Origin of the sequence: Microcoleus vaginatus FACHB-2002 (assembly GCF_040004035.1) — a bacterium.
Lineage (GTDB): Bacteria > Cyanobacteriota > Cyanobacteriia > Cyanobacteriales > Microcoleaceae > Microcoleus > Microcoleus vaginatus_C.
On record NZ_JAMPLN010000001.1, the window covers coordinates 123981 to 149020 of the forward strand.

Genomic DNA, 25040 nt, shown 5'->3' on the forward strand with positions numbered 1-25040 from the left:
TAGTGCAACATCTCAGTTTGAACCAAGAGTAGCTACACAAGAACTCCGCCCAAAAACCTGCATTTACCTGCGATTCAACTCCATCCTTTCGCCGTAACGTAACAGCATATCCAAACTCTCCAAACGATTTTGCCAAGTTTGCACCTGATAGCTATTTTCGGCAGAATGCAGGCGCATCGAAGATTGAAATTGAGATTGAAAACCCCTTAACAATCTTTTAGCAGTGGCTAAACTTTCCGTAGAAGGATTTGCCGCCAATTTGCTCAAAGCTTGCGCCAATTCCTCCGATCGACTTTGCAAAACTTTTAGTTCAGATTCCGACACCCGCAACTGATTGTTAGCCAACAAAAAACTCCATTCCTGCTTGAGAGCAGTATACCGCGAAGCCGCCGCGGCAAACGGCTGTCGGTAAGGAATCGGCTCCGCAGCAGAAGTGGAACGCACCGGCGTGCCTTGAGTGCGGTTAAAAAACCCCTGCATCCCGCTGCTGATACTTTCCACCGCAAAAATAGCATAGCCCCCAGTCGGCAAATCGCGCAAAGCTTGAATTTGGTCGATCGCCACAACTTGTGGGAGAGTCAACAACTTAACCGACGGAGAAATCAAAGCCGAACCGAGCATTTGTTCCTTTACCAACGGTTCCGTAATGCGCTCAAGTCGGTTAGTATCCAAAGCATAAGTCATCGGCACAATCAAATCTACAATACCTTGACGAGCCCAAACTTCCCAATTTTGCTGAATTTTGTAAATCCGCTGACTTTCCGGGTGCGGAAACACCGCCACCGACAGAATTGTGCGCGGATAATTCTGCCGCAAAAGCTGAGAAACTTCAGCTACAAAACTATTAATTTGATTAGTTTTAAACTCAACCCACTGCCGCCACAAACTGCCGTTTCTGGGGGAAATATTCACCGGATCTGCACCCGTCAACTGCCTAAATTGCTGCCTCGCCGCAATACCGTAACCGTAAGTAAAATTCGCATTGTCATCTTGAAAAGGATAGCGAATATAGTCTAATTGCACCCCATCTACTTTGTAGTTGTTGGCAATTTCGCTGACAATCCGCAGCAAATAATTACGCGCTTCCGGGTTCGCAGGATCGAGATAAAATTTGCCATCATTAGGATTTTGGGTGCGTCCTTTATTGTCAATATTCGCCCACTGTGGATGGGCGGAAAGCACAGGTCCCGGATAAGAATTAGGCTGGCCAATTAAAGTATTGTGGCGCTTATTTCCTGTGGCAAAAACCCAAACCCAAGCGTGCAGTTCCATGCCTCGCTCGTGAGCTAATTTAACCGCCGATGCCAGCGGGTCCCAGCCAACTGTTAGGGGATTTTGTTGCGGTGCAACTTGACTGGGATAAATCGTATATCCGGCATTTAAAGTTTCAAAGAAAACAGTATTGATACCGGCGGCGGCGAGCCGATCGAACACTGCCGCCAAACCCTGTTCCGATCGCGCTGCGACGATCGTCCCGCGATCGAGCCAAACCGCCCGAATTTCCGCCCCAACGCGCTGCCCTTCCTGGGGGTAATTTTGCCACAGCAACTGCCGCGCTTCCACCCACTGCTTTCTAGCCTCCGCGTAGTTTCGCTCTTGCAGGAGTTGGTCAAAAGTTTGCAAAACCTGCCGCGCTTGGGCGATCGCCCCCGTCGTTGCCGCTTGCAGAACAGGCGAGCGGCTGGCTGCCGGGCCGCCGCCCCCCTGTTCTGCCGCCACCAGTTGAGGGGAGGTAGCAGCATTGAGATTGATGGCGGTATTGGCTGAATTAGATGCTGTCAGGGCGCTTTCAAACCGGCCGAGGAGGTTAGTGAGTTCTTGGCGCATCAAGTAAGCTTCAATGCTGACGATCGGCTTATTGGAATTTGGCTGCACGTCCAAACCCGCCGGCGCCGACTGATCCGAAGGATCTGTAAAAGTTGCAGGAACTGGATCGGGAAGCGATCCAGAGGGAGAAAGTCGGCTCAGCGGGGTAGTACGCGGCGAACTAGGGCTGTTTATAGTGACTCTGGAGGGGGGAGTTGGCAGTGGGGTCGCGGCAGCGGTGGGCGGCGCGGAGGACTGCGGAGCGATCGTGCCTCCCCAGCGAGCGATCGAGGCTTGCAGCCAAGCCTTATCTACATTTGCCGAACCGTCGCTACCCCAGCGCCAGCCGAGATAGGTAGCGCGATCCGTGGCGATGGCTGCGGAGGAACCGGAACTATCTTTCCAAGTAGCAATAGTTTGACTGTTCGCATCAGCCGGAATCAAGACACCGCCTTGGACTGAGGCATTTTTTTGTTCTGGTGGCACCCAACTGCTAGAAGTAGTGCAAGCAATATCTCGACAGCGGCTGCGTGGTTGTGGCGTGGCCGGCTGGGTTAACGGAAAAGCCCAATAGGCCCCAAGGAGCGATCGCAAAGATTGGCGCACCAAGGCTGGGGAACTTCGACCGACGGGGCCCGAAGCAATCAAGCGGCCACCCTGGGAGGCCCAAGCTTCTAAAACTTTAATTTGTGCCGGAGTCAAAGTTTCAATGTTGGGCAAAAATAGCACGTTAACACCTGCTAAATCCGCCGTACTTTTGATTTCTTCGAGATTGATTGGTTTGTAAGCAATGCCACCTTCCCAGAGGCGCGTGGTAATCTTTACCCAGTCGGGAGAATTCTCGGAACTGCGAACCACACCCAGAACTACTTCTGCGAAACTCGGAGAGGGAAATATGATGAAGAGATTGATTAATGTACTCGCTAGAGTTCCCATTAAGACTCTTTGCAAGAAAGTGAAAAAGCGAATTCTTTGAGCCTGGGAGCAGGCATCAGGCATTTGATAAGACTTTTTGATTTGTTGCATAAATACGAGAAATACCCACCACGCCGCTAGGCAAAAATTCAATAACAATTAAGAGCGATCGATCCGCACCATACAATTTTCTATCCTGCCCTGCAACCTGAATCAGGAAAAAGTGCGATCGATCGATTTTAGATTTTAGATTTTGGATTTTGGATTTTGGATTTTGGATTTTGGATTTTAGATGTAAATCTGGGTCTATTCCTCATGACAGTTGACAGTTGACTGTTTGGTCATTTGGGCATTGGAACAATACCAATGCAACCGGAAACGATTTTAGATTAAAATCTGCGTGCATTTGGGTTGAAAAACCAAAAATACAATTTAGATGCCAACCGTCAACAGTCAACAGCCAACCGTCAACAGTCAACAGCCCACTCTCAACAGTCAACTGTCAACAATTTTCTGGCGTTGCAGCTTCATTCACCGGGAATCGATCGATTAACTGCATCGCCCGACAAGCATTCCTACGCAAAGAATCCGAAACATGAGGAACATGAGGAATCTGAGACAAGAAATCCAAAGTCCGGCGCAAAATCCGCACCACATCCCCTTCATCCAAACTCGTATGGCTAATCAGTTCCAGCCATTCAACTCCCAGAGCCCACTGTTCGACCAAAGTCACTAAATCCCGTTCCAGCCAAATCGGGATTGCAGCTTCGTGACGGTACTGCACTTGAAACAATCGGCGGCGCAGGCCTTTTTGTAGATTGTCCAAAGGTGCCAAAACTTCCGGCGACAGCGAGTAGTGAGTCCAACTGTCCGGCCTGGAAACTTCTGTAACTAAGGCCGCGCAAGCAGCAGCGAGGTGGTGGGGGTCGAGTTCGTCAAACTCCGCAGACATCAGGGACAAACCCAGCCAAAGTTCGTTATCGCCGCGAATGGCGGCGCAAGCTTGGCCCAAGACTGTGGGTACCAACCTGTCGGAGGAGTCATCTCGGTTTCCCGTTGCCGAAACTACTCTTTCCAAGCAGCCGAAATTAAGCAAGATGTCGATTAAGTTGAGAAATTGCTCCCAGTAGCGAGCTCGCTGCTTTTCTAACTCTTGTTCGCTTTTGCGAATTTCTTTTTTCAATTCTTCCCGGCGGCGCTGGCGTTTGAGCAAAGTACCGGGATTTCCCCATTCTAGAACCGGGTGAATTTCTAGCTGAGCTTCTAGGGCTGCGATTTTCTGCTGTTGCTCGATCGCCTCTGGGCTCGGTTCCGGTGTCGGCAATTGTGGGATAGATGCAGCAATTGAAGCAGTTTCTTCAGTTCCCAAACGGCACTGGCCGAGTCTCAGAGCCATTTCCGGCGGCGGGTTCAAGGTATCTGCAACGCTCAAGCGGGGTAATTCGGCGTGCAGGCTAGCGACATCGCTAATGGCGACGATATACCAGCGGTTATCTTTGCCCAAGCACACTAAATTTGGTGCTTGGCCGGAACCTGGGGTTTTGGCAACCAATACGGCGGGTACAGGATTTGTGTGCGATCGTTTGGCTGTCGGAACGTGCTTGCCTTTGAGACTCAGAACCGTTCCGAGCACTGCAAAAGCCACAGCTACGGACATCTCCTTAAATCTGGCTTCTTCAGCTTGCTGCAAGAGAATTTTGAGCAAACGTTTGTCTTCTTTGAGTCTTGCCTGCAATTTTTCGTAATGGGCGAGCTCTTTTTCCAGGGTGGAGACATTTCCTCCGGCCGCCAGGGACTGTTCGAGCACCGCCAATTCTGTTTGCAATCGGTCTAATTCTTCTTGCTGCGGCTGCAAGTACAAGGTAGACAGGTATTGACCAAAACTCCGCTCTACCAACTCTTGAGCTTCGTCGAGAGTGTGAGTTTGCAGCAAATTCAGCACCATGCCATAGCTGGGCGTAAACTGACTGGCGAGGGGGTCGGCTTTTGCTGTTGCCAAATATGAGGCTTCTTTTGCGCCTTCAAAGCGCGTCTGAACTGCGACGACGTGCCCCAGCTTGTCCATGCCCCGCCGACCCGCCCGACCGGCCATTTGCAGGAATTCTGAAGCGTTTAGCAGTCGGTGTCCCTTGTCGGTGCGCTTGGACAGGGTGGAAATGACTGTGGTGCGGGCGGGCATATTAATCCCGGCTGCTAGGGTTTCGGTGGCAAATACGACTTTAATCAAACCTCTGCCAAAGAGTTCTTCTACTAAACCTTTCCAAGCGGGCAAAATGCCTGCGTGGTGGGCGGCGATGCCTTTTAAAAGTGCTTCTTTTTGACCGAAGCGTTCTGCTTCTGGGTTTCGCTGTAAAAAATCGTCAATGATGCGTTTGAGTTCGGCTGTTTCGGCTTCGTTAACCAGGGAGAAATTGCCGACTTCTGCGACTGCTTGGTCGCACCCGCGACGGCTGAAGATGAAGTAAATTGCTGGTAGCATATCTCGATCGTCCAACCGGGCTAAAACATCGGTCAAACTCGGAGTGGGGATGCTGCCTCTTTCTACTTTTTGCTGCTTCTTTTTGGGGACTAACCGGACATTGGCTCTTTTGCCGGTGTCGTCTAGCAGGGGAAATATCCCTTTTTGGTTGGCGAAGTGGAATTGCAGCGGTACTGGCCGAAAGTCTGAGTAGACGAGTTCTGTGGGCCCGTGGACTTTGTTAATCCAGTCTGTGAGTTGGTCGCTATTGGCAACGGTTGCTGAGAGGGCGAGCAGTTGAATTTCGCTCGAACAGTAGATGATGGATTCTTCCCAGACGGTACCGCGCTGGCGATCATTCATGTAGTGACACTCGTCGAGCACCACGGTTTCGACTCCGGTGAGGGAAGTACCGACTTCTCCGATCGGCGTACCGTAGAGCATATTCCGAAATATTTCGGTAGTCATCACCAAAATCGGCGCATCTCGATTGACGGAGATGTCACCCGTCAGCAAACCTACGTTGTCGTCTCCAAATTGACTGCGGAAGTCGCGCAGCTTTTGGTTAGAGAGAGCTTTGAGGGGAGTGGTATAGAAGACGCGCCGCCCCCTGGAGAGTGCTTGATGGATGGCGTATTCGCCGATTAAAGTTTTCCCCGAGCCTGTGGGAGCGCACACGACAACGGATTTACCTGCATCGAGGGCGGCGATCGCCTCTCTCTGAAAGTTATCTAGCTCGAATGGAAATATGGTCTTCAGATCCAGCTCTGGGCGGTTCTGGGCAGTGTCTGGCACAAGGATTATTATAAGGTTGCAGGATAAGTATGCTTAAATCTTGCTGAAAGCAAGTCAGCAGAGGACTGTATTGATTTTAAACCTTCGCCACCAAATCGGCTAGGAAGCAATAAGTCTGTTGGCAGTTGTCATTAGTCATTAATCATTAGTAACAATTACCAATTACCAGTTACCTGTTTGGCCCATGCCCCATGCCCCATGCCCAATTCCCAATTCCCAATTCCCCATTCCCCGTTTCCTTCTCTATGATTCCAGTTATTTCGACTATTCCTGTGGTGCAGCTTGCTTCGGGCGATCGGCTTTCACTGCAAGTCTATCAGTTCCAAGGTGCCGTTCCTGAAACAAAGGGTTATATCTAGCATGATATTAACAAAAAATATAAATCAGGAATTAAGCCCCAAGTATTTTGACACGCTATTTATGGCGTAATGTGTGCAGTGCACACCCTTTTTATAGGGTTTATGCGTAAGTCCTGTCAATCTCAGAAATATCACGGTTTTTTTTATATGAAAATTATCAAAAATCGCAGATTCCGGCTCCGCATCGCCCTTGTTTTGCCCTTTGTATTGCAGATCGCTGGAATTGTGGGGTTAGTCAGTTATTTGTCTTTTCGCAGCGGTCAAAAAGCGGTTAACGATCTAGCAGCCCAATTACGCAATGAACTCACTGCCCGGATTGAGGGAGAATTAAGAAAATATCTAGGTAGGCCCCACGATTTTAATCAGTTGAATGGAGCAGCTTTTTCTGAGAATAGTTTTGATATGGTTAATGCCAGCAATGCCAAGCAATTTCTGACCCAGATACAAATTTCTACCTTTATTGATTCATCCTACTGCGGTGACTCCCAAGGGCAATATCTGGGGGCATCTCGCCTGTTTTATCAAGGTTCTGCAACGGTCGCCATGTCTGTTAGCAATCAAGAGAGCGACTACAATTTTTACTATTATGCTATGGATAGTCGGGGCAATCGGCAGCAGTTGCTAGAAAAACGCCGCCCCTACGATCCGCGCAAACGTCCTTGGTACACTGCCGCCATAGAAGCAAAACGACAGATTTGGAGTGAGGTTTACCTGGATTTTTCCGGCGGATTGCCCACGATTACAGCTAGCGAGCCAGTGTACGATAGTACGGGAAACATCTTAGGGGTTTGTGCCATGGATGTGGTGCTTTTAGAAGATTTAAGGAAATTTTTAGCTAGTCTGGCAATTGGCAAAACAGGTCATGCTTTCATTATGGATCGCAAAGGTTCCATGCTTTCTAGCTCCACCAATGAACCTCTGACTGTGGGCAAAGGGGAAAATGCCAAGCTGGTGATGGCGATTCAAAGCGAAGAACCCGTAGTCAGAGAAACTGCCCAATATTTGCAGCAGCATTTTGGCAGCTTCGATCGCATTGAAAGATCGCAACAAGGCGATTACCTACTCAACGGTAAGCGACAGTTCGTGCAGGTATCCCCCCTCAAGGATGGCAAAGGTATTGATTGGCTGATTGCGGTGGTGATTCCAGAAGCAGATTTTATGGCACAAATCTATGAAAACACCCAAAATACGATCGTGCTAGTTTTAATAGCCTTACTCGTCGCGCTCGCGATCGGTATTCTCACTGCCCGTTGGATTACTCACCCATTATTAAAACTTGCTGAGGCATCTCAAGAAGTTGCCCGAGGTAATCTCGACCAAAAAGTTGACGCTGGCTCGATTAAAGAAGTGGCTATTGTGGCTGATTCTTTCAACAGCATGACCGACAAACTCAAGGAATCCGTAAAAGCCCTACGCTTAGCTAATGAGGAGTTAGAAAATCGAGTGGAAATCCGCACGGCCGAACTACGCAAAGAAAAGGAGCGATCGGAACAGCTTTTACTCAATATTCTGCCTGCCAAAATTGCCGATCGCTTGAAACGGGCAGAATCTCCCACAGAACATTTTGAAGAAGTGACGATTCTCTTTGCTGATATTGTTGGTTTCACCAGTCTCTCAGCCCAAATGGAACCTATGCAATTAGTTGCCGGATTGAACCAAATTTTTTCGGCTTTCGATGAGTTGACGGAAAAGTACGGTCTAGAAAAAATTAAAACCATTGGTGATGCTTACATGGTGGTGGGTGGATTGCCAATCGCCAGTGAGGATCATGCCAGGGCGATCGCGGATATGGCTTTAGAAATGCAGGCTTACATGAAAACAATACCCAACAATTTAGGAAACTCACTACAAATACGGATTGGCATTAACACGGGTCCTGTCATTGCGGGAGTGATTGGCATCAAGAAGTTTATTTATGACTTGTGGGGAGATGCCGTTAATGTGGCTTCTCGCATGGAGTCTCACGGTAAACCGGGCTATATTCAGGTAACAGAGACCACATATTCTCATTTGAAAGATCTGTATGTGCTGGAACCAAGAGGTACTATTTCTATTAAGGGTCGGGGAGAAATGATTACTTACTGGTTAATCGGTCCAAAAAGCTAGAAGCCGATCGATGCTTCAATTGGGAAGATTGGTTTTGCCCAGTCTCACCTGCCTTTCTAAACGTGTTCCCTCTCTCCGAGTCTTGTCTATGATTCCTGTGATTTCGAGTATTCCTGTGGTGCAGCTTGCTTCGGGCGATCGGCTTTCATTGCAAGTCTATCAGTTCCAAGGTGCGATTCCCGGCAAAAAAGCTTATCTCCAATCTAACCTCCACGGCGCTGAGATTAGCGGTAATGCTGTGATTTACCAATTAATTGAGTTTTTAAGGTCTTTGGACAGCAGTCAGTTAATCGGGGAAATTTGGCTAGTTCCTGTTTGTAATCCTGTGGGTGTCAGTCAGCGATCGCACCATTTTTCCCCTGGTCGCTACAATCTTTATGATGGGGTAAATTGGAACCGGATTTTCTGGGATTTTGAAAAACAAGGGGAAGATATTCTGAGTTTTGCTAAGTCTCACATCCATCTTGATGCCGATACTGTCAAAGTTAATTACAGAAAAGCGATTGCTTTGAGTTTTGCGAAAGAGTTGGAAAAAATTAACGCTCCTAGTTGTCGCCCCTACAGCGAACTTTACCGATATCAGCTACAATCATTGTGTTTGGATGCTGACTATGTGCTGGACTTGCACAGTTCTACGAATCAAAGTTTAGATTACCTTTACTGTTTTAATTCCCGCGAGGAGAGTGCGAAAGCTTTTTTGCTCGATCGCGCAATCTTGATGGATGAGTACGACGGCGATGCTTTTGACGAGGCGTTTCTCAAGCCTTGGCTGGCTTTGGAGAAGATTTTGGCCGACTTGGGAAGTGCGATCGAATTTGACGTGGAAGCTTGGACTTTAGAATTAGGTTCGGGGATGGAAATGAATCCCCAGTCGGTGGCGAATGGCTTGCGGGGCATCAAAAATTACTTAGCAAGTAAGGGTTTATTGAAAATAGATGGATTTCCTCTGCCCGAAACTGCGAATCATCAAGTTATTTTTACCCCCAAGAATTCAGTGTTCAAATACTACGCGCCGGCGGGCGGGATGATACCAAATCGAGTGGAGTTGGGGAGTTATGTCAAAAAGTGCGATCGGCTTTATCAAATTCTTAGCTTTAATAAGAATGGGGAATTTCCGAGTTTGGTTGATGTTTGTGCTGAGTCGGATGTTTTCATTTTTGATGTTTCGACAAATCAGTCAGTAAATCAAGGAGAGTATGTGTTGTCTGTGATGGCAGATTGAGAATACCAAGAAACCCGGTTTCTTGAAGAAACCGGGTTTCTGAAAACCTATTGCTAGTCGAACCATAAATTACGATATACTATTGAATAGGGCTTGTTTAAATTCCGCTGCACTTTTATAATAAATTTCAGGATTGTCAATTAAAGCGCGATCGATAACGGTGGCTAGCGGTTGAGGAATTGCAGATGTGCGATCGCACACAGGAACCGCATCATTTTGTAAAACCGCCAAAAACGGGTCTTGCTCCTGCAAATTTCGCGGGGAATATCCCGTTATCATCACATACAAACAAGCCGCCGCCGCCCAAACATCAACATCCGGTTGCGCGTACTTATAATTTACTACCTGCTGTCGCGGCATAAAATACGGCGTGCCCACAACATTACCAGTCATCGTTTGGCCGCTTAAACCCGCTTGGTCAAAAGCCTTTGCTAACCCATAATCCCCAATTTTGGCAACTTGTTTCCCACCCACATTCGCCAGAAAAATATTCCCCGGTTTCAAATCCCGGTGAATCAAGCCCCGTCCTTTTGCAAAACTACCATCAGCCAATCTGACATTGGGAATTTCTGCATTATGGATGTAAGTCAAACCTTCTAAAACTTGCAAAATAATAGCCACAGCCTCACCAATCGGCAAAGTGCTGAAACCGCGTTTTTCCATCAAATCCACAACACTGCCGCCGTCGCAGTATTCCATTGTGAAAAAGAAAGTTTCATCAGCATAACCAAACTCTTTTAATCCTACCACATTGGGATGTTTTAAAACTTTCATATTTTCAACTTCCCGCAAAAACCAATTAACAGCCCGCTGATTTGCCGCTACTTTTGGCAGCATCACTTTCAGCGCAACTTGTTCGTTAGTCCGCTTGTGGCGCGCCAAATAAACTAAACTAAAACCTCCCCTACCCAATTCTTTGAGCAAAACGTAATCGCCGAGAACTCCGATATTGCTTTCATTCGCCACAGCTTTCAACAGAAAAGCTTTGAGCATTTCCCACAGATTCGCTTGATTTGAGGGAATGACAGGGGGTATTTGATGTTCGGCAGTTTTGACAATTTCCGGGTCAAGGGCAACGCCAACTCGAAAAGAAGTATGGCTGAGTGTAAATTCATCTCCCCCTTGCAAGTCGTATTCTGGGAATTGAATCGGTACGCAGCAAAACGCAGCGCTCGCAATCGCAGGGGTTTTCGATTGCAAACGCTGCGTTTGCTGCGATGACTTTAAGGTGAATTTTGCTCCTCGGTACTGGGGGGTTTTTGACCAATTCCCAATTGCTTCTTAGAGGATTTTAAGTCTTTCCAAAGCATCTTAATATCTTTATAGGCTTTCTCAGCGCTAATTTTCCCCCCAGTTTCCAGCGAGCAAATATAAGTTATTTTTTGAGCAAACTCCTGCAAGTTGGCATTAAACGCCAAGTTTTCTGGCGTGAAATCACCGTAGTAGCGATTGCGAGGATGTAAAAAATCTTCCCGCTCTTTCATTGCCCCCTCCTAATTAAACTTTTGGTATTCAACTTTTGGTTCGGTCTCTGTTTTTAATAGCACTATTGGTACTCAGTATCGCGGCGCTAACTTGCTTCTATTGTATTGCGTAAGTAGCAGTTGTGCTTTTTCGCTCTGTATTTAGTCTATTAATGCAGTCTTAACCTTAAGTTAGCTTTATTTTAACTTTTCTTTAACCTAAAAGCAAAAGAATTGGGAGATGCGCTTTTGGCATCTCCCTTTAGATAGATTTTAAAGTGTTGATTAACCTTTGGTGAAGGTGGATATTTACTTGTGGCACTCGCAGCCGGTGTGGCCACAGCCTTGGCCGTTGGGGTGGCCGTCAGCGCAGGCACTGGAACAGTATGTTTTGCCGTCTTTTTCAATGGCTTCGCTGGGGCTGACAACGCACGAACATGAAGGACAGGCACATTTTGTTTGGGTGGCAGTAGTCATTTTAGATTTTCCTCGTGGGTTTGTTTGTCTCTACTAATATCTGAACACATATTCAGATATTAGTCAAGGGAATGTAAAAACTTTGTTACAAAAGGTTGTCGATCGCACTAAAATGAAAATGAGAATTAAAATTAGCCGGGAAAAGATGTCACCCAACTCTGCTGTTAATGGAGCGATAAGTCAGCCTCACCAACAAAACGATACACCAATGTGCGATCGACCGCACCTAGTTGACAGTGTACGGGCAGGGGACATCCAAACACAAGTTCTCAACACCGCAAAAGCTCAGCGGATGGCTGAGTTTTTCAGTCTTTTGGGAGATGCGAACCGCCTGCGGCTGCTATCTGTATTGGCAAAACAAGAACTGTGCGTGTGTGACTTGGCTGCGGCGTTGAGTATGAGCGAGTCAGCAGTATCGCATCAGTTGCGGGCATTGCGGGCGATGCGGTTGGTAAGTTACCGCAAGGTTGGGAGACAAGTTTTTTATAGTTTACTCGATCGCCACGTTTTTGAACTTTACCAAGCAGTCGCCGAACACTTAGACGAAGAATAATCTTTTGGGCATTGGGCATTGGGCATTGGGCATTGGGCATTGATAATGGATTTAAAATTCTGTAGGGGCGGCTTTTACCAATAATTTCGGCCTAATGCCAATAATCTCGTAAACCCGCCCTCACCAAACTCAATATCAATCTTGGACGGTGTGGCCCGTAGCAACAACGGCTTGTTTAATTGACTCTTCAGAAGCTTGAGCCTCAACCGTAACCGTCTTAGCTGCGACATCCACATTGACAGTAGCGTCGGATTCAACAGTTTTGATGGCTTTGGTAATTGTATCACCGCAGCCGGAACAGACGATCGAGGGAACGTTAAGTAGTATTGCCATAATTGAGCAAATTTTCGTAGATGACAGTATTATTTTTTATTGTAATCTAAATTCGTGAAAGACGCGCTTTTCCCGATTTCGGCTGGGGTTTAAGCCCTGCCTCAAAGCTCAATTCGGTTAAAACTGATATGTTGCACCATTCTCAATTAACCTTTTATGAACAGGCTTTCCGGCCTGTTCCACAAAAGATAAATTTTCTTGTGGAACAGGCCGGAAAGCCTGTTGCTGACAATGGTGTAAGATATTCAGTTTTAACCGACTGTAGAGTTTGACGTTAAAAGTTATACATTATTTCCTACGAATATCACTTCAAACTTAATGCCTGTGAATGTAAATTAGTATCAGGTATGCACCGCCCAACGGCGGCGGCTACAGCCTGTAAACTTGCAACTAAATCTACCATATCTGCCAAAGAAAGAGCTTGCCGCGCGTCAGAAACTGATTTTTCGGGTTGCGGGTGACACTCAATAATTAATCCGTCTGCACCGCAAGCAACCGCTGCTTTGGCTAGTGGTGCGACTAATTCTCGCTTGCCGACGGCGTGAGAAGGGTCTACAATTACTGGCAAATGAGTTAACTGTTTCAGCGCGACGACTGCACCTAAATCTAATACGTTTCGCGTGTAATTGTCGAAGCTGCGGATGCCTCTTTCGCAGAGAACTACATGAGGATTTCCGTGACTGAGAATGTATTCGGCGGCCATCACAAATTCTTCGATTGTGGCTGATAAGCCGCGTTTTAGCAGGACTGGTTTTCCGGCTTGACCGATCGCCTTTAGTAACTCGAAGTTTTGCATATTCCGACTGCCTACTTGCAGCATATCAGCATAGGTGACAACTGGCTCGATTTGGGCGATCGACATTACCTCTGTCACCACGGGCAAACTGTAACGGCGACTGACATCGGCTAAAATTTCCAGTCCCTCAATTCCCATGCCTTGGAAAGCATAGGGAGATGTGCGGGGTTTGTAGACTCCGCCTCGCAAAGCTTGCACTGATGCGGCGGATAGTTGGCGGGCGACTGTTTCCATTTGTGCGGAACTTTCGACGGTACAGGGGCCGCCGATGATTAATAATTCTTCGCCGCCGACTGAGACTGTTTCTGAGAGTTTGACAATTGTTTGGTGTTCGGGATGAGATTTGGTTACGAGTTTGGCTTCTAACATGAGGGTATTTTCCTGGAAATTTAAGTGGGTGGTTGACAATAAAAAACCCGGAACTTTTAAGGAGTTCCGGGTTGGTGCGAAAAGACAGCGCGACAATTTACCCAGAACTCCTGTGGGGCCAAAAATAAAAGCTGTAGTACCAGTTACTGAATAATGTCATTGCTGTTTTCGCTTGTGCTCGATTGGTTGTTGGGGAAAGAAGTAGAAAAAACAAAACCGCAGGTGTTAATCTGCGGTTCGCCCGGATGTTCACAGTGAATTGTAAATTCACTCCGGGCGAACTCTCCAGTACCAAAAATAAAAATTGCTGTGGGCTGTGAACATAGTTGAAGTGCTGCGATTTGTGGATTAAACACAATACTATTCGATAACCTACCACAGACTGGTAGGAATGTCAAGCATTTTTTTGCAAAATGTATGGAAACGGCAATGCCGTTTAACTCGGCGCGGTTGTCGTTTTTTGGGTATTACTCGTTACTAGGCTCTGCCTGGTAACGCAGAGCCGGAGGCTCTGCCTCGATTTTCAAGAGCGAGGCAGAGCCTCTAGATAGGGGTTCCCAGGCTGAGCCTGGGAACCAGTTAAATCATCCAGGATACAAGCCCCCGGATTCATCCGTGGAGAAATAAAAAACGTGTATCCGATAAACAAGCTCCAAACTTATCCGTGGGGTCAATGCTTCAATTCTTTAATCTAAAATCTAAAATCTAAAATGGATTGACCGATCGACTATATCGAATAAACGGCATCCTCGAACAAACCGCGAGGGACAAATGCTGAGAGATTCAGACAACCCAGAGAAATCTTGGGAGGATTTAGAAGCCGAATTGCTTCCTCACGGTCCTTTTTATGCCCCCGGCGAGACTGAAATTGAAAAAGACCTTTATGCTAAGCGACGATGTGCTCAGCAAAAAATGAAGGCTGAAAAACGCCCCGATATGGCAGGCCGCTCTGATTACTACTGCACGGAGACAAATAATGATGACTAACTCGAATTACCGACTCCTACCTGCCAGAGATGAGTATGTCCAAGTTTCTATCTATCTCAATCGGGTGCATTTGGACGGATATACGCCCGATCGCGCGATCGCACAATTGATCGAAATGGGTTATGCTCCTATTTTGCAATATCAGTGGAATCCAAAACGAAATGAGTTTGATTTATTTGCTCTGATTCACGATCGCCCCATCGCCGATTCACTGATGGATAAACAGGCTTGTGATGCTCTCTGGGCTGCTTTTAACGAATCTTCGCTTTACGTGATTGGTTGCGAGGCGGCGCAAAATCCTAACTGGCTAGCGGCACGCAGCTTTAATGATCCGCGCCGTCACGCTACGCCGGAGGAAATCGAGCCTCTGGAAGCAAATGCTACGGCCGCTGCTTAATATTTTAGTCCTGAGTGCAACTGGTACAAAAAAGGTACGTAGTTGCGCTTAAGCGCTGTTAGTCCCAGCCGAAATCTCGATCGCACAATTCGGCTAGTCTTTGGTTGTGCGATCGAAAATATGCTTTTAATTGGTCGTATACTGTGTCGCTGATGGGGGGATATTCGCTGGAGTTGTGCTTGCCGTAGCTTTTTAGTTGGTGGGGCGGTAAGTCTAAAAATTCGAGGACGCTGTTGCAGATTTTTGCTGGGTTGCTATACAAGTCTTCGCTTTTGATGATTGAGATTTGTGATTTGGGAAAAAGTTTCATCCAGGCTGGGAGTTGATCTGCGTAAATGCCGCGGGTTAGATAACTGTGGTGTTGGTGTTCGTAACTGTAGTAGGTTGGGTTGGCTAGGAGTTTTTCTATTTCGCCTTTGAGTCTTTCGGGTTCGGCGGCGATCGCCTCTTCTAATGAGAGTGTTTCGTAGCCTATTTTGATATAGTAATAATAGTGGGAAATTGCGCGATCTACGGGGTTTCTCAGGAGGGCGATTATTTTAACTTTGGGACATAAATCATAAATTCGCTGGGGAACTTGGGGGTGAAAGATGTAGTAGGGGCTGGCTTCTCCGGTTAGTAGGTTTTCGGCTGTTGGGGGCTGGGGAAATTGGGAACAGTACCACTCCCAGGTTTTATCGAAGTTTAAGTCGAAGTAATGAATTTCTTTTTGGGTGGCGGGGGCGATTTGGGGATGTTGGATTAGGTAATTGTACAGAGATGTTGTGCCGCCTTTTTGGGCTCCGATGATGATGAAATCGGGGGGTTTGGGAGTTTGTTTCATGGGTTGTATGTTTTATATTTTGCACTTGTACTGACAGTGCGCCGGAGGGGAAAATGAAAATTCGATCGCACTGATATCTTGCACTATTTTGGAGAACAGGCAAGATGCCTGTTCCACTGATAGTTCGATTTTCTTGTGGGGAGTAGGGTTTGGGCCCCAGAACCCGCCCCTCAAAGGCTTATTGACAAGGGTGCAAGAGTGGAAACCGCTAGCAAGGCGAGTACACAAACAAAGCCCGCAAGGGCTGGGCTATACGTCGGATAAGATCGCGATCACTGTTTTGGGGTGATCAAATTCACTCTCGCTCTTGGTACTGACATTTCTATTTAACTAGATTAGAGTGGAGTTAGGGAACTCTCCTCCTTGCTGGGCAAATCTTTCGCTGAAAAATATAGAAGCGGCGGTGATTTTGGTTGGGGGTTTGTGGGTTTTATTTTTCAGCCAAGGTACAGATTTAAATTTGTGCAAGAGGCTGATATGCAAGTTGCAAAAAATGGGAACAATAAAGATGGGATTGTACTGTCGAGCAGTAACTACCTGCAATACCATCTCTGAAATTATTCAGGAAGGCGTCAATGTTTAAGAGCAAATTATCCAAAGTTATCGTATCCCTGCTGCGGCGGATTGCTGGTGTTACCAGATCCGGGGCCAAGCGGCTGATGAGAGCAATGCTGCAAGCGCTGATGGCTATGGGCCGCAGGGCAAGACTACCGATGGCGGGGTTTGTGCTGCCGACGGTGACGATGGTGTTGCTGGTAGTGATATTGTTGACTGTGGCGATTACGCTGCGATCGTTCGATCGGGCTAATACGGCGCGTAACGTGCGCGTGAACCAGCAGGTGCTGGCGGCCGCGACTCCCGCGCTCGATCGGGCAAAAGCGAAAATTCAGTTTATGCTGTGGGAAGACCCGCAAAGACCGACGGGTACTCCATCCGATCCAGAATTGTACGCAAGGATGGCGAATGCTACAGGCGCAGCTACGGATCTTTATAGCTTTGGGGACGAGGAACGGCTGGTACTTAGAGCAGACCTCGGTGATCCAGACAATACCGCCGATCCTGCTGCCGATCCTAAAGCCCCGATGGTAGACCCCATAACAGATGTAGAAAACGAAGCGATCAACACTGCGTGGAGATATCCCGTAGATACTAATAATGATGGGAAATTTGACACTTTTACTATTTACGGCATATTCTTCCGCAGTCCGAAGCGCAGTAATGTTCCAGGCCCAACTTTAGGCAACTTCACAAGGGCGAGAAAGTCGTTGGATGCCCGAACCCCACCGACCTCAGCCAAAAGTCTCAATCCTGACTGCGTGCAGGGTGGAGGTACTGTCGCTAGTTTGGTAGGCGACTCGGGCTGGTACAGGATAGACGGCCAACTTAAAAAAAGTTTTTTTGTTGACACAGTTAATGTACCGATTACCGCCTCGGAAGCTAGCAGTTTGGGCGCTAACTATCAACCGTTAACAGGAACTGCCAGCACATCGGCTCTCGAATACCAGCAAGACCAAAGCCGCATTCCCCTCGCTAATAACGCGGTAGTTTATGAAGACGACTTGGATATATCGCCAGGGCCTGAGTTGAATCTAAACGGGCGGATATTCACAAATAGTAATTTGTTGGTGACTAACTTAAATGGGGGAAATAGGACACGATTCTATCAAGTTAGTAGCCCTGATTCTTGTTTTTATGAACAAGAAAATAGCAAAATTGTGGTGGGAGGCAATGTAGTTAATGGCTGGTCGGGCAATACCACTGGCGGACAAATTAATCCAGTGGGCGTGCATCTTTTCAAAAATGCCTCATCACTTACAGGTGATAGAAACACAGCCATGCTGGCTGCGGCAAAAACTATTAGCAATGCAGATGCTGAATCCACCACTACCAATAGCAGTTTGGAGGTACTTTACAACAATGGTGCCTATACTGCTCGCCTCTCTTCCCTAGTGGCAGCACAGATGGCCAAAGTCGATACTACCGACCCATTTTCGGTGCAAAATAGACCAGCCACCCAAACCCGGGAACAAGCGCTGGAAGAATATTTTAAACAGATGCTCCGCAAGGTTCCCTTTAAAGAAGTAGGACCTGTAACAGTAGGACTTACCCAGGCAGACGCATCGGACATTTACGGCCCCGCACCAAAAAAGCTGCCTATTGATGGAAGCCTGGACACTCTGCGACCTTTAGAACCTTTAGACGGTTTCAAATGGAGCAACTCGGACGCTACAAGCCCGATCGCACTAAAAGAAGGTCAGCTAGAAACAACAACACCAACAGAAGATGGCTCACCGCTACCTGAAGAACTATTGCTGGGCGATCGCGTGATTGCGGGTAACAATTTACCAGCAAAGAGATGGGATGGTACCAAATTCACCAGTGAGCCAGACCCAATCCCAGGCAAGTGGAATTCTACCGACACCAGTGGCATTCCCCGTACCAGATCGCCCCAGGTGACAAAGCTGGCAGACGTAGGAGCCACAGATCGCAGCGGCTTCTGGGAAGGAGCAGCAGCGGAAATACCTAAAAATCCTCTGGATGGCGTTGGGGGTCTTCGGGTGATCACCAGTGCAGGAGTTTACGAACGCACCAATTCTTTTCTGCCACCCCCTACTTGGATAAATCCCTTAGATGGTACGTTATTGGGAAATGGCGCAACTGATGCTTACGACGACCCAACAACTACAGGTACTGCTAATATTGAGAAATACCCTGTTGTTTGGCCGGACTCAATGCCGATGTCACCCCTGGGGCCAGGTTCTAAAGTTTATGACAATAGTGCTGGTGGCGCTTACGATCCTGCCAAATGGGTTACCCTGCCAACAACGCTCGTAGCAGGAACAGGCTCTGCCATTGACCCCAGAACTCCCAAGTATGCTAAGGGCGATTTACGGATGCGGGCGACAGCAGTGTATCACTACAAAAAAGACGGTGGCTACAATCCAAATGTAACACCAATAAACCTCAATAATCCCCCCGTTAAGCCCTTTGCCTGCGTCAGCAGCTACTACGACCCCAGCAACGCTTCCACAGCCAGAAACTTATCTACACTTCCTGATGTAAGCGGCCAGAACGCAACCCTAAACCCACCCGCATTAGGGGTTCCGGGAACTCAAATTGGCTCCAACAATGGAGTAGTATACGGCCCACCGGTCGATAAGACACAAGAGGCAAAATCAACTGCAAGTACAGCTCCGGCTACACGGGGTTTGTTAGGCGGGGGTTCGCCAACTGCTTTAGAAAGGCAAGCCAATTACGTTTTTCCTGACGGTAGGTTTGCCAACGAGCCTTTGAGAAACGCGCTACTGAAAGAACCGGGCGATCGCACTCTGGCTGACAGAGCAGCGATCGACTCTACCATGTGCGCCCTAGAAATTATAGCCCTCACCCCCAAGGTAGTGAGTGCTGATATTCCTCCCGGAGCTATCCAAGAAGTAGCATTTTTGAATGCCAGAGAAGTCAAGGCGATCGATCGTGACGACCCTAATACCCCCAACGTCAACGAAGCCTTTACGCTGAGCAGTCCCCTAACAACTATTGGAACAGCAAAACCAGCAAATCTAACAGGCTATTACAACCAGCCCTTAGAAGAACGTCAACCCTTAGAAATTCGCGCCACTCAGATAAACCTCGATCTATTGCGGAGAAACTCAATTGGAGGAGAGCCTTTACTGCCATACAGCGGGATTATATACGCCAGCCGAGATGATGCCCTGCCCGATCGTAGTAAGAGAGACTCAGATGCAAGTATTAGTGCCAGAGTTAGCCCTACTGACTCCTTACTAGACCCGACTCGCAAACCTAACGGAATTGTGCTGGTAAATGGTCGCCAGCTAGCCAGAATTCCCAGTCTTCCTCCCACTATTGCCAATGTAGTTATGGAAAAAGGGCTGACTTTGGCATCTAATTTGCCCGTTTACATCAAAGGCGAATTTAATTTACACACCCAACACGAGTTTAAAGCTCCCTCCCAAGAAGAGTTTAAAACTATTGCTGCTTGGGACAAGTTTTACACTCGCAACAAAAACGACCTCAATAAGAACTTTGCCTGTCGCCCAAACGACCCCAGACTAAATGGTAAATGTACAACCGGCGATGATTGGCGTCCCACAAACATACTGGCAGATGCTGTTACCCTGCTTTCAAACAATTACCGTTTTGGCTTCCGCAACGAGGGAGATTTTGACCTGAGAAATAATGCCGGCGCTGCTGCTGTATTACCTCGCAGACAGCAAGGATTTTTCAACAACAACTTTGTTACTAACGGACTTTCCAGCGGGGCGTTTTTAGCTAACGGAAATTTAAAGGCAGCAGCAGATCCGATAACGGTGACAGACGCTAACTATCTGACTTCAAATCCCAAGCCGCTCTGGAGTTCCTACTTCAACAACTTTGTCACCCCCGTCCAGCGCCGGGGGCCTTTCCCAGAGTATGTAATGGAAGTTTGTACAAAACTTCCAGTTTCTGCGTGTACGGATGAAGACTGGTACGTTAATCCAGCATTGGCGGACCCATCCACACCAGCAGTAGGTAAGGCAAAAGATGGTGATTCATACACAGCCGCTGCTTATCCAGCGGGAACAACTGCAATTCCGCCAGCGCCAGAATTGCAGCGCTTTCCCCGTCGCGTAGCTTTTGAGAGAAACACTACTACACCTTTCGCTCTGACAAACCTTGGTGCTCCAAAGCCTTTGGCGATTACTGCCGGAAACACCATCCAAGCAGGTGCCGTCGGCCGTATAGGAACTAACGCTCTTTGGTTTGCAGCCAAGAGTGGGACTAATGTGGCTTACAATGCTACCGATCTTCCGTTTCAGGTCAACACCAGCGCTACCGATCCAGGCACTACAGACGGCAGCAAAGTACCTCTACCGGCCATTGCCACAGAAAGCAAACTTAGTCCATTACAGGGCTCGCAGCCGCTATTGATGCCAGTTCCGCAGCTCATGAGTGCAACAGCAGCTACCCCAGGTACTCCACGAGGTAATGCAGCAGCAGACACAACAGGGTGGATATCCTTGGCTGGAGAGACTACATTCAATATGATTGTTGCAGCAGGCGACACTCCCTCAAGGACGCTAAACCCTACCTCGGGTGACTTTAACGGCGGTTTGCAAAACTTGCCCCGATTCTTGGAACTCTGGCGCCAAGGAACTTCAACTCCAATTTCTAATAACATCCAAGGGTCTTTCATCCAGCTAAACCGTAGCGCCTTTAATACCGCACCTTATCTGCCAACTATGCCGACGGGCTATCCGCCAGCATCGGCTGATGGGCTAAAAACTGTGTTCGCCCGATCATCTACTCCTACTACAGAGCCTACGGCTCCTAGTGGTACTAATTCACTAATAACTGTATACAACATCTCAGGTAATCAGATTCCATACTTCAGCCCGCCCACCCGGAACTGGGGTTATGACGTGGGCTTGCTATCTCAGCCGCCTGATTTGTTTACCCAAAAGTTCACAACTCCTCCCTCACGACGAACCCCGGACGAGTATTTCCGGGAAGTACCTCGCAATGACGATTGGGTAAAAACTTTGATGTGTTCTACCTTAGAAAAGGACAAAAAGAACGCCACCGAAACCCTTTCAACTGCCGAGAGAGCTAAATGCTCCACTTAACCCTCTAACTTTCCGTCGCGCAATTACTGGAGTCCTATTTATGACTAAGCAAAAACAACACCAAAATTTATCCCAGTCACGAGATGGTGGCTACACGATTATCGAGTCATTGGTAGCGATGATTGTAGTTTCGGTGCTGATGATTGCGATCGCCCCTGTGATGGCTTACTCAGTAGCGACTCGCGTACAAGCGCGGCGGATTGAACTTGCTACGATGGCGGCGAGAACTTACATCGACGCGCTGAGAGTGGGGGCAATCAGAGATGATACAACAAGCCCAAAAGGTTTTCCTATCGAACATAACTCTGGTTCTCTTGATTCGGCTCCTGCTCCTACAAACTCCAGTAGTTTGTACTGCGTTAACTTGGATGAAACGCCAGGTTGTGCTGGCAGCAAAGAGTTTTTTGTTCAAGGTGCTTGGCGAAATACAGCTAATCCGACCGATCCGACAACAACAGGCTACGAGCTGACTGTGCGGGTTTACCGGGCCGATGCTTTTTCTTCTCCTGGCACGATGACAACTATACAGCAATCAGTCGCTAATTCCGGTCTTGGCAATCCTAAAGCGCCTTTGGTGGTAATGCAAACAGAAATTCCCCCTACTACACAAGGAGCAGCGTCTGCATATCGATCGTTGTGCGATCGACTCAAGAACATCAATGGCTGTAAGTAATAATCCAAGTCCCCGTTATTAACTTTAAACTCGCTCTCCCCATTTGACAAAGGAAACAGTCAAAATGAAAACTTTACTCAGGTTGCTTCTCAAAACTCAGCACCAGCGAAACCGCTCCGGGCCAGATCAAACAGAAAAGGGCATGACTCTCGTCGAGCTATTAGTCGGAGCAATTATGGCGTTTTTAATCATCACGCCCATGCTCGGTTTTGTAGTCGATATGCTAAATACCGACAGGAGAGAACAAGTCAAGTCAAATACCGAGCAAGACCTTCAGGCTGCCGTTGATTTCATTGCCCAAGATTTGAGTCAAGCTATTTATATTTACGATGGCAAGGGTATTAATGCAATTAGATCTCAACTTCCAAATAATGGAGATACTAATAAAGTTCCGATTCTCGTATTCTGGAAGCGACAGCTAATTAAAAACTCGATTCCAGTTGATGCTTCTACTCTAAAACCAAAAGATTGCAGCGCTAATACCTGCAACGACACTTACCTAAGATCATTAGTTGCTTACTATCACTTTAAAGACCCGGATAATACTTGGTGTCAGCCTTCAGGAAACCCAAACGATTGTCCTACCCGTATTGCCCGCTATGAAATTACGGATGGAGTAAAAAACCCTTTAACTCAGGCATACTATAAACAGGATGATAGTGAAACTACAAAGGAGCAAAGAAAAGATTCAGTTTTTAATGAAAAATTTGACTTTAGTAAGCCCACATTAGAAGTGACAGATTTGACGATGGGAAGCAATTTTCCCGATCCTCAAGTATTGGTTAATTATATCGACCACAGTACCGGTAATGTTCCACAACCGCCCGATTGTAAAATTGCTCTGGGCGTAGTAGATCCAACAGCAGCAGGATCAACTCCTATCAACGCCTCAGATTTACGAATAACAGACGGCTCAACCCACAGCTTCTACGCTTGTGTAGATACATCTAAAAACTTAGCCAGAGTTACTATCAGAGGAAACAGCCTGCGTCGCCTTCAACCCAACGATACTGCTTACAACCCCAACAAATCGGCTTTTTTCCCAACAGCAACCGTTCAAGTAAAAGGTCTAGGTGCAGTAGGAAAATAACAGATATCTGAAACAGATTTTCGACTCGCGGCACTAGCAGATAAAGGAGGAGAGTAAAATGAAAACGCCCATATTATTAAAAGTTTTGCAGATTTCTGCAACAAAAGCCAACCCTAATTTCCACAAAACTGCATCCCGAAAAACTGATGGAGGATTCACACTTCTAGAAGTGCTGGTGATAGCATTGGTCATAGGTATATTAAGCTCGATCGCCGCTCCGAGTTGGCAGGCATTCATCACCAGACAAAGAGTTCGCACTGTGAACGATCGCGTTTTCCAATCATTACGACTTGCACAAAGCGAAGCAAAACGTACTAAGCGCGATACCACTATTATATTTGATACAAATGACCCGCTAAAAGTAACTTTTTACCCGCCACTAAGTACGGGTGGTGGTACACAAGAGTTAAATGCAGGAGGTGAAGTTAAAGCTGGACAGCTTCAACTTGCTGTTATTGGTGGAGATACAACTCCTCCGGCTGCTCCTCCTGCTCCTACTCTTACTGCTACTCAAAAATCGCTCACTTTTAAGTTTGATGGTGCTTTCGATCCAAACAGTCCACCAACCCTGCCTTTTCAAGTCACTGTTTCTCCTGTTAATGGTGGTGCTAAGCACTGTGCGATCGTGGAAACTATCATAGGAGGAATGAGAACTGCTGAAGGCACACAATGCAACTAACAGGGTGTCCATGATAGCTTTCAATAAATTTAATCTGAATCTCTAACAGCAATTCCGCATAAGTGCAGAATTGCTAAAATCTCTTAACTTGAATTATTTAATATTTCAAATCCTATTAAAACAGTCAAAATATGCAGCTAAAACAAAAACAAATAATCATCCAGCCCGGAAATCAACTATTACTAAAAGACATAACCTGGCCGATGTTTAAAACCCTACTAATATCATTTCCGGTAACACTCCTTATGATGTTGACGGTTGACGGTTGACAGTGAACAGTCAACAGTCAACAGTGAACTCGAATTTACTATTCCGATGCTAACGGATTTGATATCATAACTGCTTAACTAACCAACCGATCGCCCCTGCAACATCAGCAACCTTTTCAACATCCCCAATCGGCGGCCGCTGCACCATCACCACCGGAATTCCCAGTTCCCTAGCCGCCACAATTTTCGCATAAGTAGCAGCGCCCCCGCTGTTTTTACTAACAATCGTATCAATCTGATATTCTAATAATAATTGACGCTCATCTGCCAAAGAAAAAGGCCCCCTTGCTAACAACAATTTACCATTAGGAATAGGAGAATTGAGTGCCGGAGGATCGATCGCCCGCATCAAAAACCAAATAGCATCCAAACCAGCAAAAGCAGCCAATTCCTGCCTACCAATCGTGAGAAACACCCGCTGAGACAGCCCTAATAAAGCCTTTGCAGCCTCCGAGTGGCTGGCAACTTCAATCCAGCGATCGCCCTCCACCCTCTCCCAAGCAGGACGCACCAGCATCAAATAGGGCACATTACAATCAGCAGCAGCAACAGCAGCATTAGCAGAAATCTGAGCCGCAAACGGATGAGTAGCATCGATTAAGAAGTCGATCGGGCGATCGAGCAAAAACGCCGCCAGCCCAGCCGCCCCACCAAACCCCCCAACTCGCACCGTACCAGTTTTTGGGGTAAAAGGCTGTTGAGTGCGTCCTGCCAGCGAAGATACCACCTCAATTTCAGCAATTTGAGACGCTCTTACCGCCAATTCAGCAGCATCCCCCGTCCCCCCCAAAATTAGCAACCGTTTTTTCACCAAATTACTCCTAACTTATCCAAGCAACGCCCGCA

At 47.3% G+C, this 25040-nt stretch carries 19 protein-coding genes; 10 read left to right on the forward strand and 9 right to left on the reverse strand.

All coding sequences use genetic code 11. The features are described 5' to 3' along the window. Positions 1-63: 63 nt before the first annotated feature. Both NDI35_RS00475 and NDI35_RS00480 read right to left on the reverse strand, forming a co-directional pair. A complete protein-coding gene (locus NDI35_RS00475; protein ID WP_445311221.1) occupies positions 64-2805 on the reverse strand; it encodes a family 10 glycosylhydrolase in 2742 nt (913 codons plus the stop codon). Positions 2806-3223: 418 nt separating this feature from the next. Then, the gene (locus NDI35_RS00480; RefSeq protein WP_445311016.1) at positions 3224-5974 is read right to left on the reverse strand and encodes a DEAD/DEAH box helicase; all 2751 of its coding nucleotides are present in this window, start codon (positions 5972-5974) and stop codon (positions 3224-3226) included. A 506-nt stretch (positions 5975-6480) separates the two neighbouring features. On the opposite strand from NDI35_RS00480, the gene NDI35_RS00485 reads away from it, so the two are divergent. Together NDI35_RS00485 and NDI35_RS00490 are read left to right on the forward strand one after the other, a co-directional pair. Continuing rightward, positions 6481-8439: an adenylate/guanylate cyclase domain-containing protein gene (locus NDI35_RS00485; protein ID WP_445311017.1), complete on the forward strand. Its 1959-nt coding sequence runs from the start codon at positions 6481-6483 to the stop codon at positions 8437-8439. 88 nt (positions 8440-8527) lie between these two features. Then, on the forward strand, positions 8528-9661 hold the full coding sequence (locus NDI35_RS00490; RefSeq protein WP_445311018.1) for a succinylglutamate desuccinylase/aspartoacylase family protein: 1134 nt from the start codon (positions 8528-8530) through the stop codon (positions 9659-9661). 69 nt (positions 9662-9730) lie between these two features. On the opposite strand, the gene NDI35_RS00495 is transcribed toward NDI35_RS00490, so the two are convergent. The 3 genes from NDI35_RS00495 to NDI35_RS00505 form a co-directional block, all read right to left on the reverse strand. Then, a complete protein-coding gene (locus tag NDI35_RS00495; protein WP_445311019.1) occupies positions 9731-10861 on the reverse strand; it encodes a serine/threonine-protein kinase in 1131 nt (376 codons plus the stop codon). A 23-nt stretch (positions 10862-10884) separates the two neighbouring features. Then, positions 10885-11145, reverse strand: a complete 261-nt coding sequence (locus tag NDI35_RS00500; protein WP_006631574.1) for a DUF7219 family protein — start codon at positions 11143-11145, stop codon at positions 10885-10887. 288 nt (positions 11146-11433) lie between these two features. Next, a complete protein-coding gene (locus NDI35_RS00505; RefSeq protein ID WP_333081421.1) occupies positions 11434-11601 on the reverse strand; it encodes a metallothionein in 168 nt (55 codons plus the stop codon). 145 nt (positions 11602-11746) lie between these two features. Between NDI35_RS00505 and NDI35_RS00510 the strand changes: the two genes are divergently transcribed. After that, positions 11747-12154, forward strand: a complete 408-nt coding sequence (locus tag NDI35_RS00510) for an ArsR/SmtB family transcription factor (RefSeq protein ID WP_445311222.1) — start codon at positions 11747-11749, stop codon at positions 12152-12154. Positions 12155-12289: 135 nt separating this feature from the next. On the opposite strand, the gene NDI35_RS00515 is transcribed toward NDI35_RS00510, so the two are convergent. Next, entirely contained in the window at positions 12290-12487 is a 198-nt protein-coding gene (locus NDI35_RS00515; protein ID WP_333209897.1) for a heavy-metal-associated domain-containing protein, read from the reverse strand. 304 nt (positions 12488-12791) lie between these two features. Next, positions 12792-13652, reverse strand: a complete 861-nt coding sequence (gene aroF, locus NDI35_RS00520) for a 3-deoxy-7-phosphoheptulonate synthase (RefSeq protein ID WP_445311020.1) — start codon at positions 13650-13652, stop codon at positions 12792-12794. A 771-nt stretch (positions 13653-14423) separates the two neighbouring features. On the opposite strand from aroF, the gene NDI35_RS00525 reads away from it, so the two are divergent. Both NDI35_RS00525 and NDI35_RS00530 read left to right on the forward strand, forming a co-directional pair. Further along, positions 14424-14639 carry a hypothetical protein gene (locus NDI35_RS00525; RefSeq protein ID WP_445311021.1) on the forward strand — a complete coding sequence of 72 codons (216 nt, stop codon included), beginning with the start codon at positions 14424-14426 and terminating at the stop codon, positions 14637-14639. After that, a complete protein-coding gene (locus NDI35_RS00530) occupies positions 14632-15036 on the forward strand; it encodes a hypothetical protein (protein WP_445311022.1) in 405 nt (134 codons plus the stop codon). Before NDI35_RS00525 ends, NDI35_RS00530 begins: the two co-directional genes overlap by 8 nt. 58 nt (positions 15037-15094) lie before the next feature. Here the strand turns inward: NDI35_RS00530 and NDI35_RS00535 are convergent, their stop codons facing one another. Next, positions 15095-15859 (reverse strand): sulfotransferase domain-containing protein, encoded by a 765-nt coding sequence (locus NDI35_RS00535; RefSeq protein ID WP_445311023.1) that lies wholly within the window; start codon positions 15857-15859, stop codon positions 15095-15097. A gap of 340 nt (positions 15860-16199) precedes the next feature. On the opposite strand from NDI35_RS00535, the gene NDI35_RS00540 reads away from it, so the two are divergent. The 5 genes from NDI35_RS00540 (at position 16200) to NDI35_RS00560 (ending at position 23925) form a co-directional block, all read left to right on the forward strand. Then, positions 16200-16442 (forward strand): hypothetical protein, encoded by a 243-nt coding sequence (locus NDI35_RS00540; protein ID WP_445311024.1) that lies wholly within the window; start codon positions 16200-16202, stop codon positions 16440-16442. Next, the gene (hpsA, locus tag NDI35_RS00545; RefSeq protein ID WP_445311025.1) at positions 16435-21483 is read left to right on the forward strand and encodes a hormogonium polysaccharide biosynthesis protein HpsA; all 5049 of its coding nucleotides are present in this window, start codon (positions 16435-16437) and stop codon (positions 21481-21483) included. Before NDI35_RS00540 ends, hpsA begins: the two co-directional genes overlap by 8 nt. Positions 21484-21523: 40 nt before the next feature. Continuing rightward, positions 21524-22156 (forward strand): hormogonium polysaccharide secretion pseudopilin HpsB, encoded by a 633-nt coding sequence (hpsB, locus tag NDI35_RS00550; protein ID WP_445311026.1) that lies wholly within the window; start codon positions 21524-21526, stop codon positions 22154-22156. Between the two features lie 64 nt (positions 22157-22220). Next, entirely contained in the window at positions 22221-23246 is a 1026-nt protein-coding gene (gene hpsC / locus NDI35_RS00555) for a hormogonium polysaccharide secretion pseudopilin HpsC (protein WP_445311027.1), read from the forward strand. A 58-nt stretch (positions 23247-23304) separates the two neighbouring features. Then, positions 23305-23925, forward strand: a complete 621-nt coding sequence (locus tag NDI35_RS00560) for a pilus assembly FimT family protein (RefSeq protein WP_445311028.1) — start codon at positions 23305-23307, stop codon at positions 23923-23925. 333 nt (positions 23926-24258) lie between these two features. Here NDI35_RS00560 and NDI35_RS00565 read toward each other — a convergent pair whose 3' ends face one another. Next, positions 24259-25005 (reverse strand): cobalt-precorrin-6A reductase, encoded by a 747-nt coding sequence (locus NDI35_RS00565; RefSeq protein ID WP_445311029.1) that lies wholly within the window; start codon positions 25003-25005, stop codon positions 24259-24261. Positions 25006-25040 lie beyond the last annotated feature (35 nt).

Bases quoted from the DNA above. Each gene is read 5' to 3' on its own strand.
- NDI35_RS00490 (WP_445311018.1), top strand. From the start codon at position 8,528: ATGATTCCTGTGATTTCGAGTATTCCTGTGGTGCAGCTTGCTTCGGGC.
- NDI35_RS00530 (WP_445311022.1), top strand. From the start codon at position 14,632: ATGACTAACTCGAATTACCGACTCCTACCTGCCAGAGATGAGTATGTC.
- hpsB (WP_445311026.1), top strand. From the start codon at position 21,524: ATGACTAAGCAAAAACAACACCAAAATTTATCCCAGTCACGAGATGGT.
- hpsA (WP_445311025.1), top strand. From the start codon at position 16,435: ATGTTTAAGAGCAAATTATCCAAAGTTATCGTATCCCTGCTGCGGCGG.
- NDI35_RS00510 (WP_445311222.1), top strand. From the start codon at position 11,747: ATGTCACCCAACTCTGCTGTTAATGGAGCGATAAGTCAGCCTCACCAA.
- NDI35_RS00485 (WP_445311017.1), top strand. From the start codon at position 6,481: ATGAAAATTATCAAAAATCGCAGATTCCGGCTCCGCATCGCCCTTGTT.
- NDI35_RS00535 (WP_445311023.1), bottom strand. From the start codon at position 15,859: ATGAAACAAACTCCCAAACCCCCCGATTTCATCATCATCGGAGCCCAA.
- NDI35_RS00500 (WP_006631574.1), bottom strand. From the start codon at position 11,145: ATGAAAGAGCGGGAAGATTTTTTACATCCTCGCAATCGCTACTACGGT.
- NDI35_RS00515 (WP_333209897.1), bottom strand. From the start codon at position 12,487: ATGGCAATACTACTTAACGTTCCCTCGATCGTCTGTTCCGGCTGCGGT.
- NDI35_RS00525 (WP_445311021.1), top strand. From the start codon at position 14,424: ATGCTGAGAGATTCAGACAACCCAGAGAAATCTTGGGAGGATTTAGAA.
- NDI35_RS00505 (WP_333081421.1), bottom strand. From the start codon at position 11,601: ATGACTACTGCCACCCAAACAAAATGTGCCTGTCCTTCATGTTCGTGC.
- NDI35_RS00560 (WP_445311028.1), top strand. From the start codon at position 23,305: ATGAAAACGCCCATATTATTAAAAGTTTTGCAGATTTCTGCAACAAAA.
- NDI35_RS00475 (WP_445311221.1), bottom strand. From the start codon at position 2,805: ATGCCTGATGCCTGCTCCCAGGCTCAAAGAATTCGCTTTTTCACTTTC.
- aroF (WP_445311020.1), bottom strand. From the start codon at position 13,652: ATGTTAGAAGCCAAACTCGTAACCAAATCTCATCCCGAACACCAAACA.
- hpsC (WP_445311027.1), top strand. From the start codon at position 22,221: ATGAAAACTTTACTCAGGTTGCTTCTCAAAACTCAGCACCAGCGAAAC.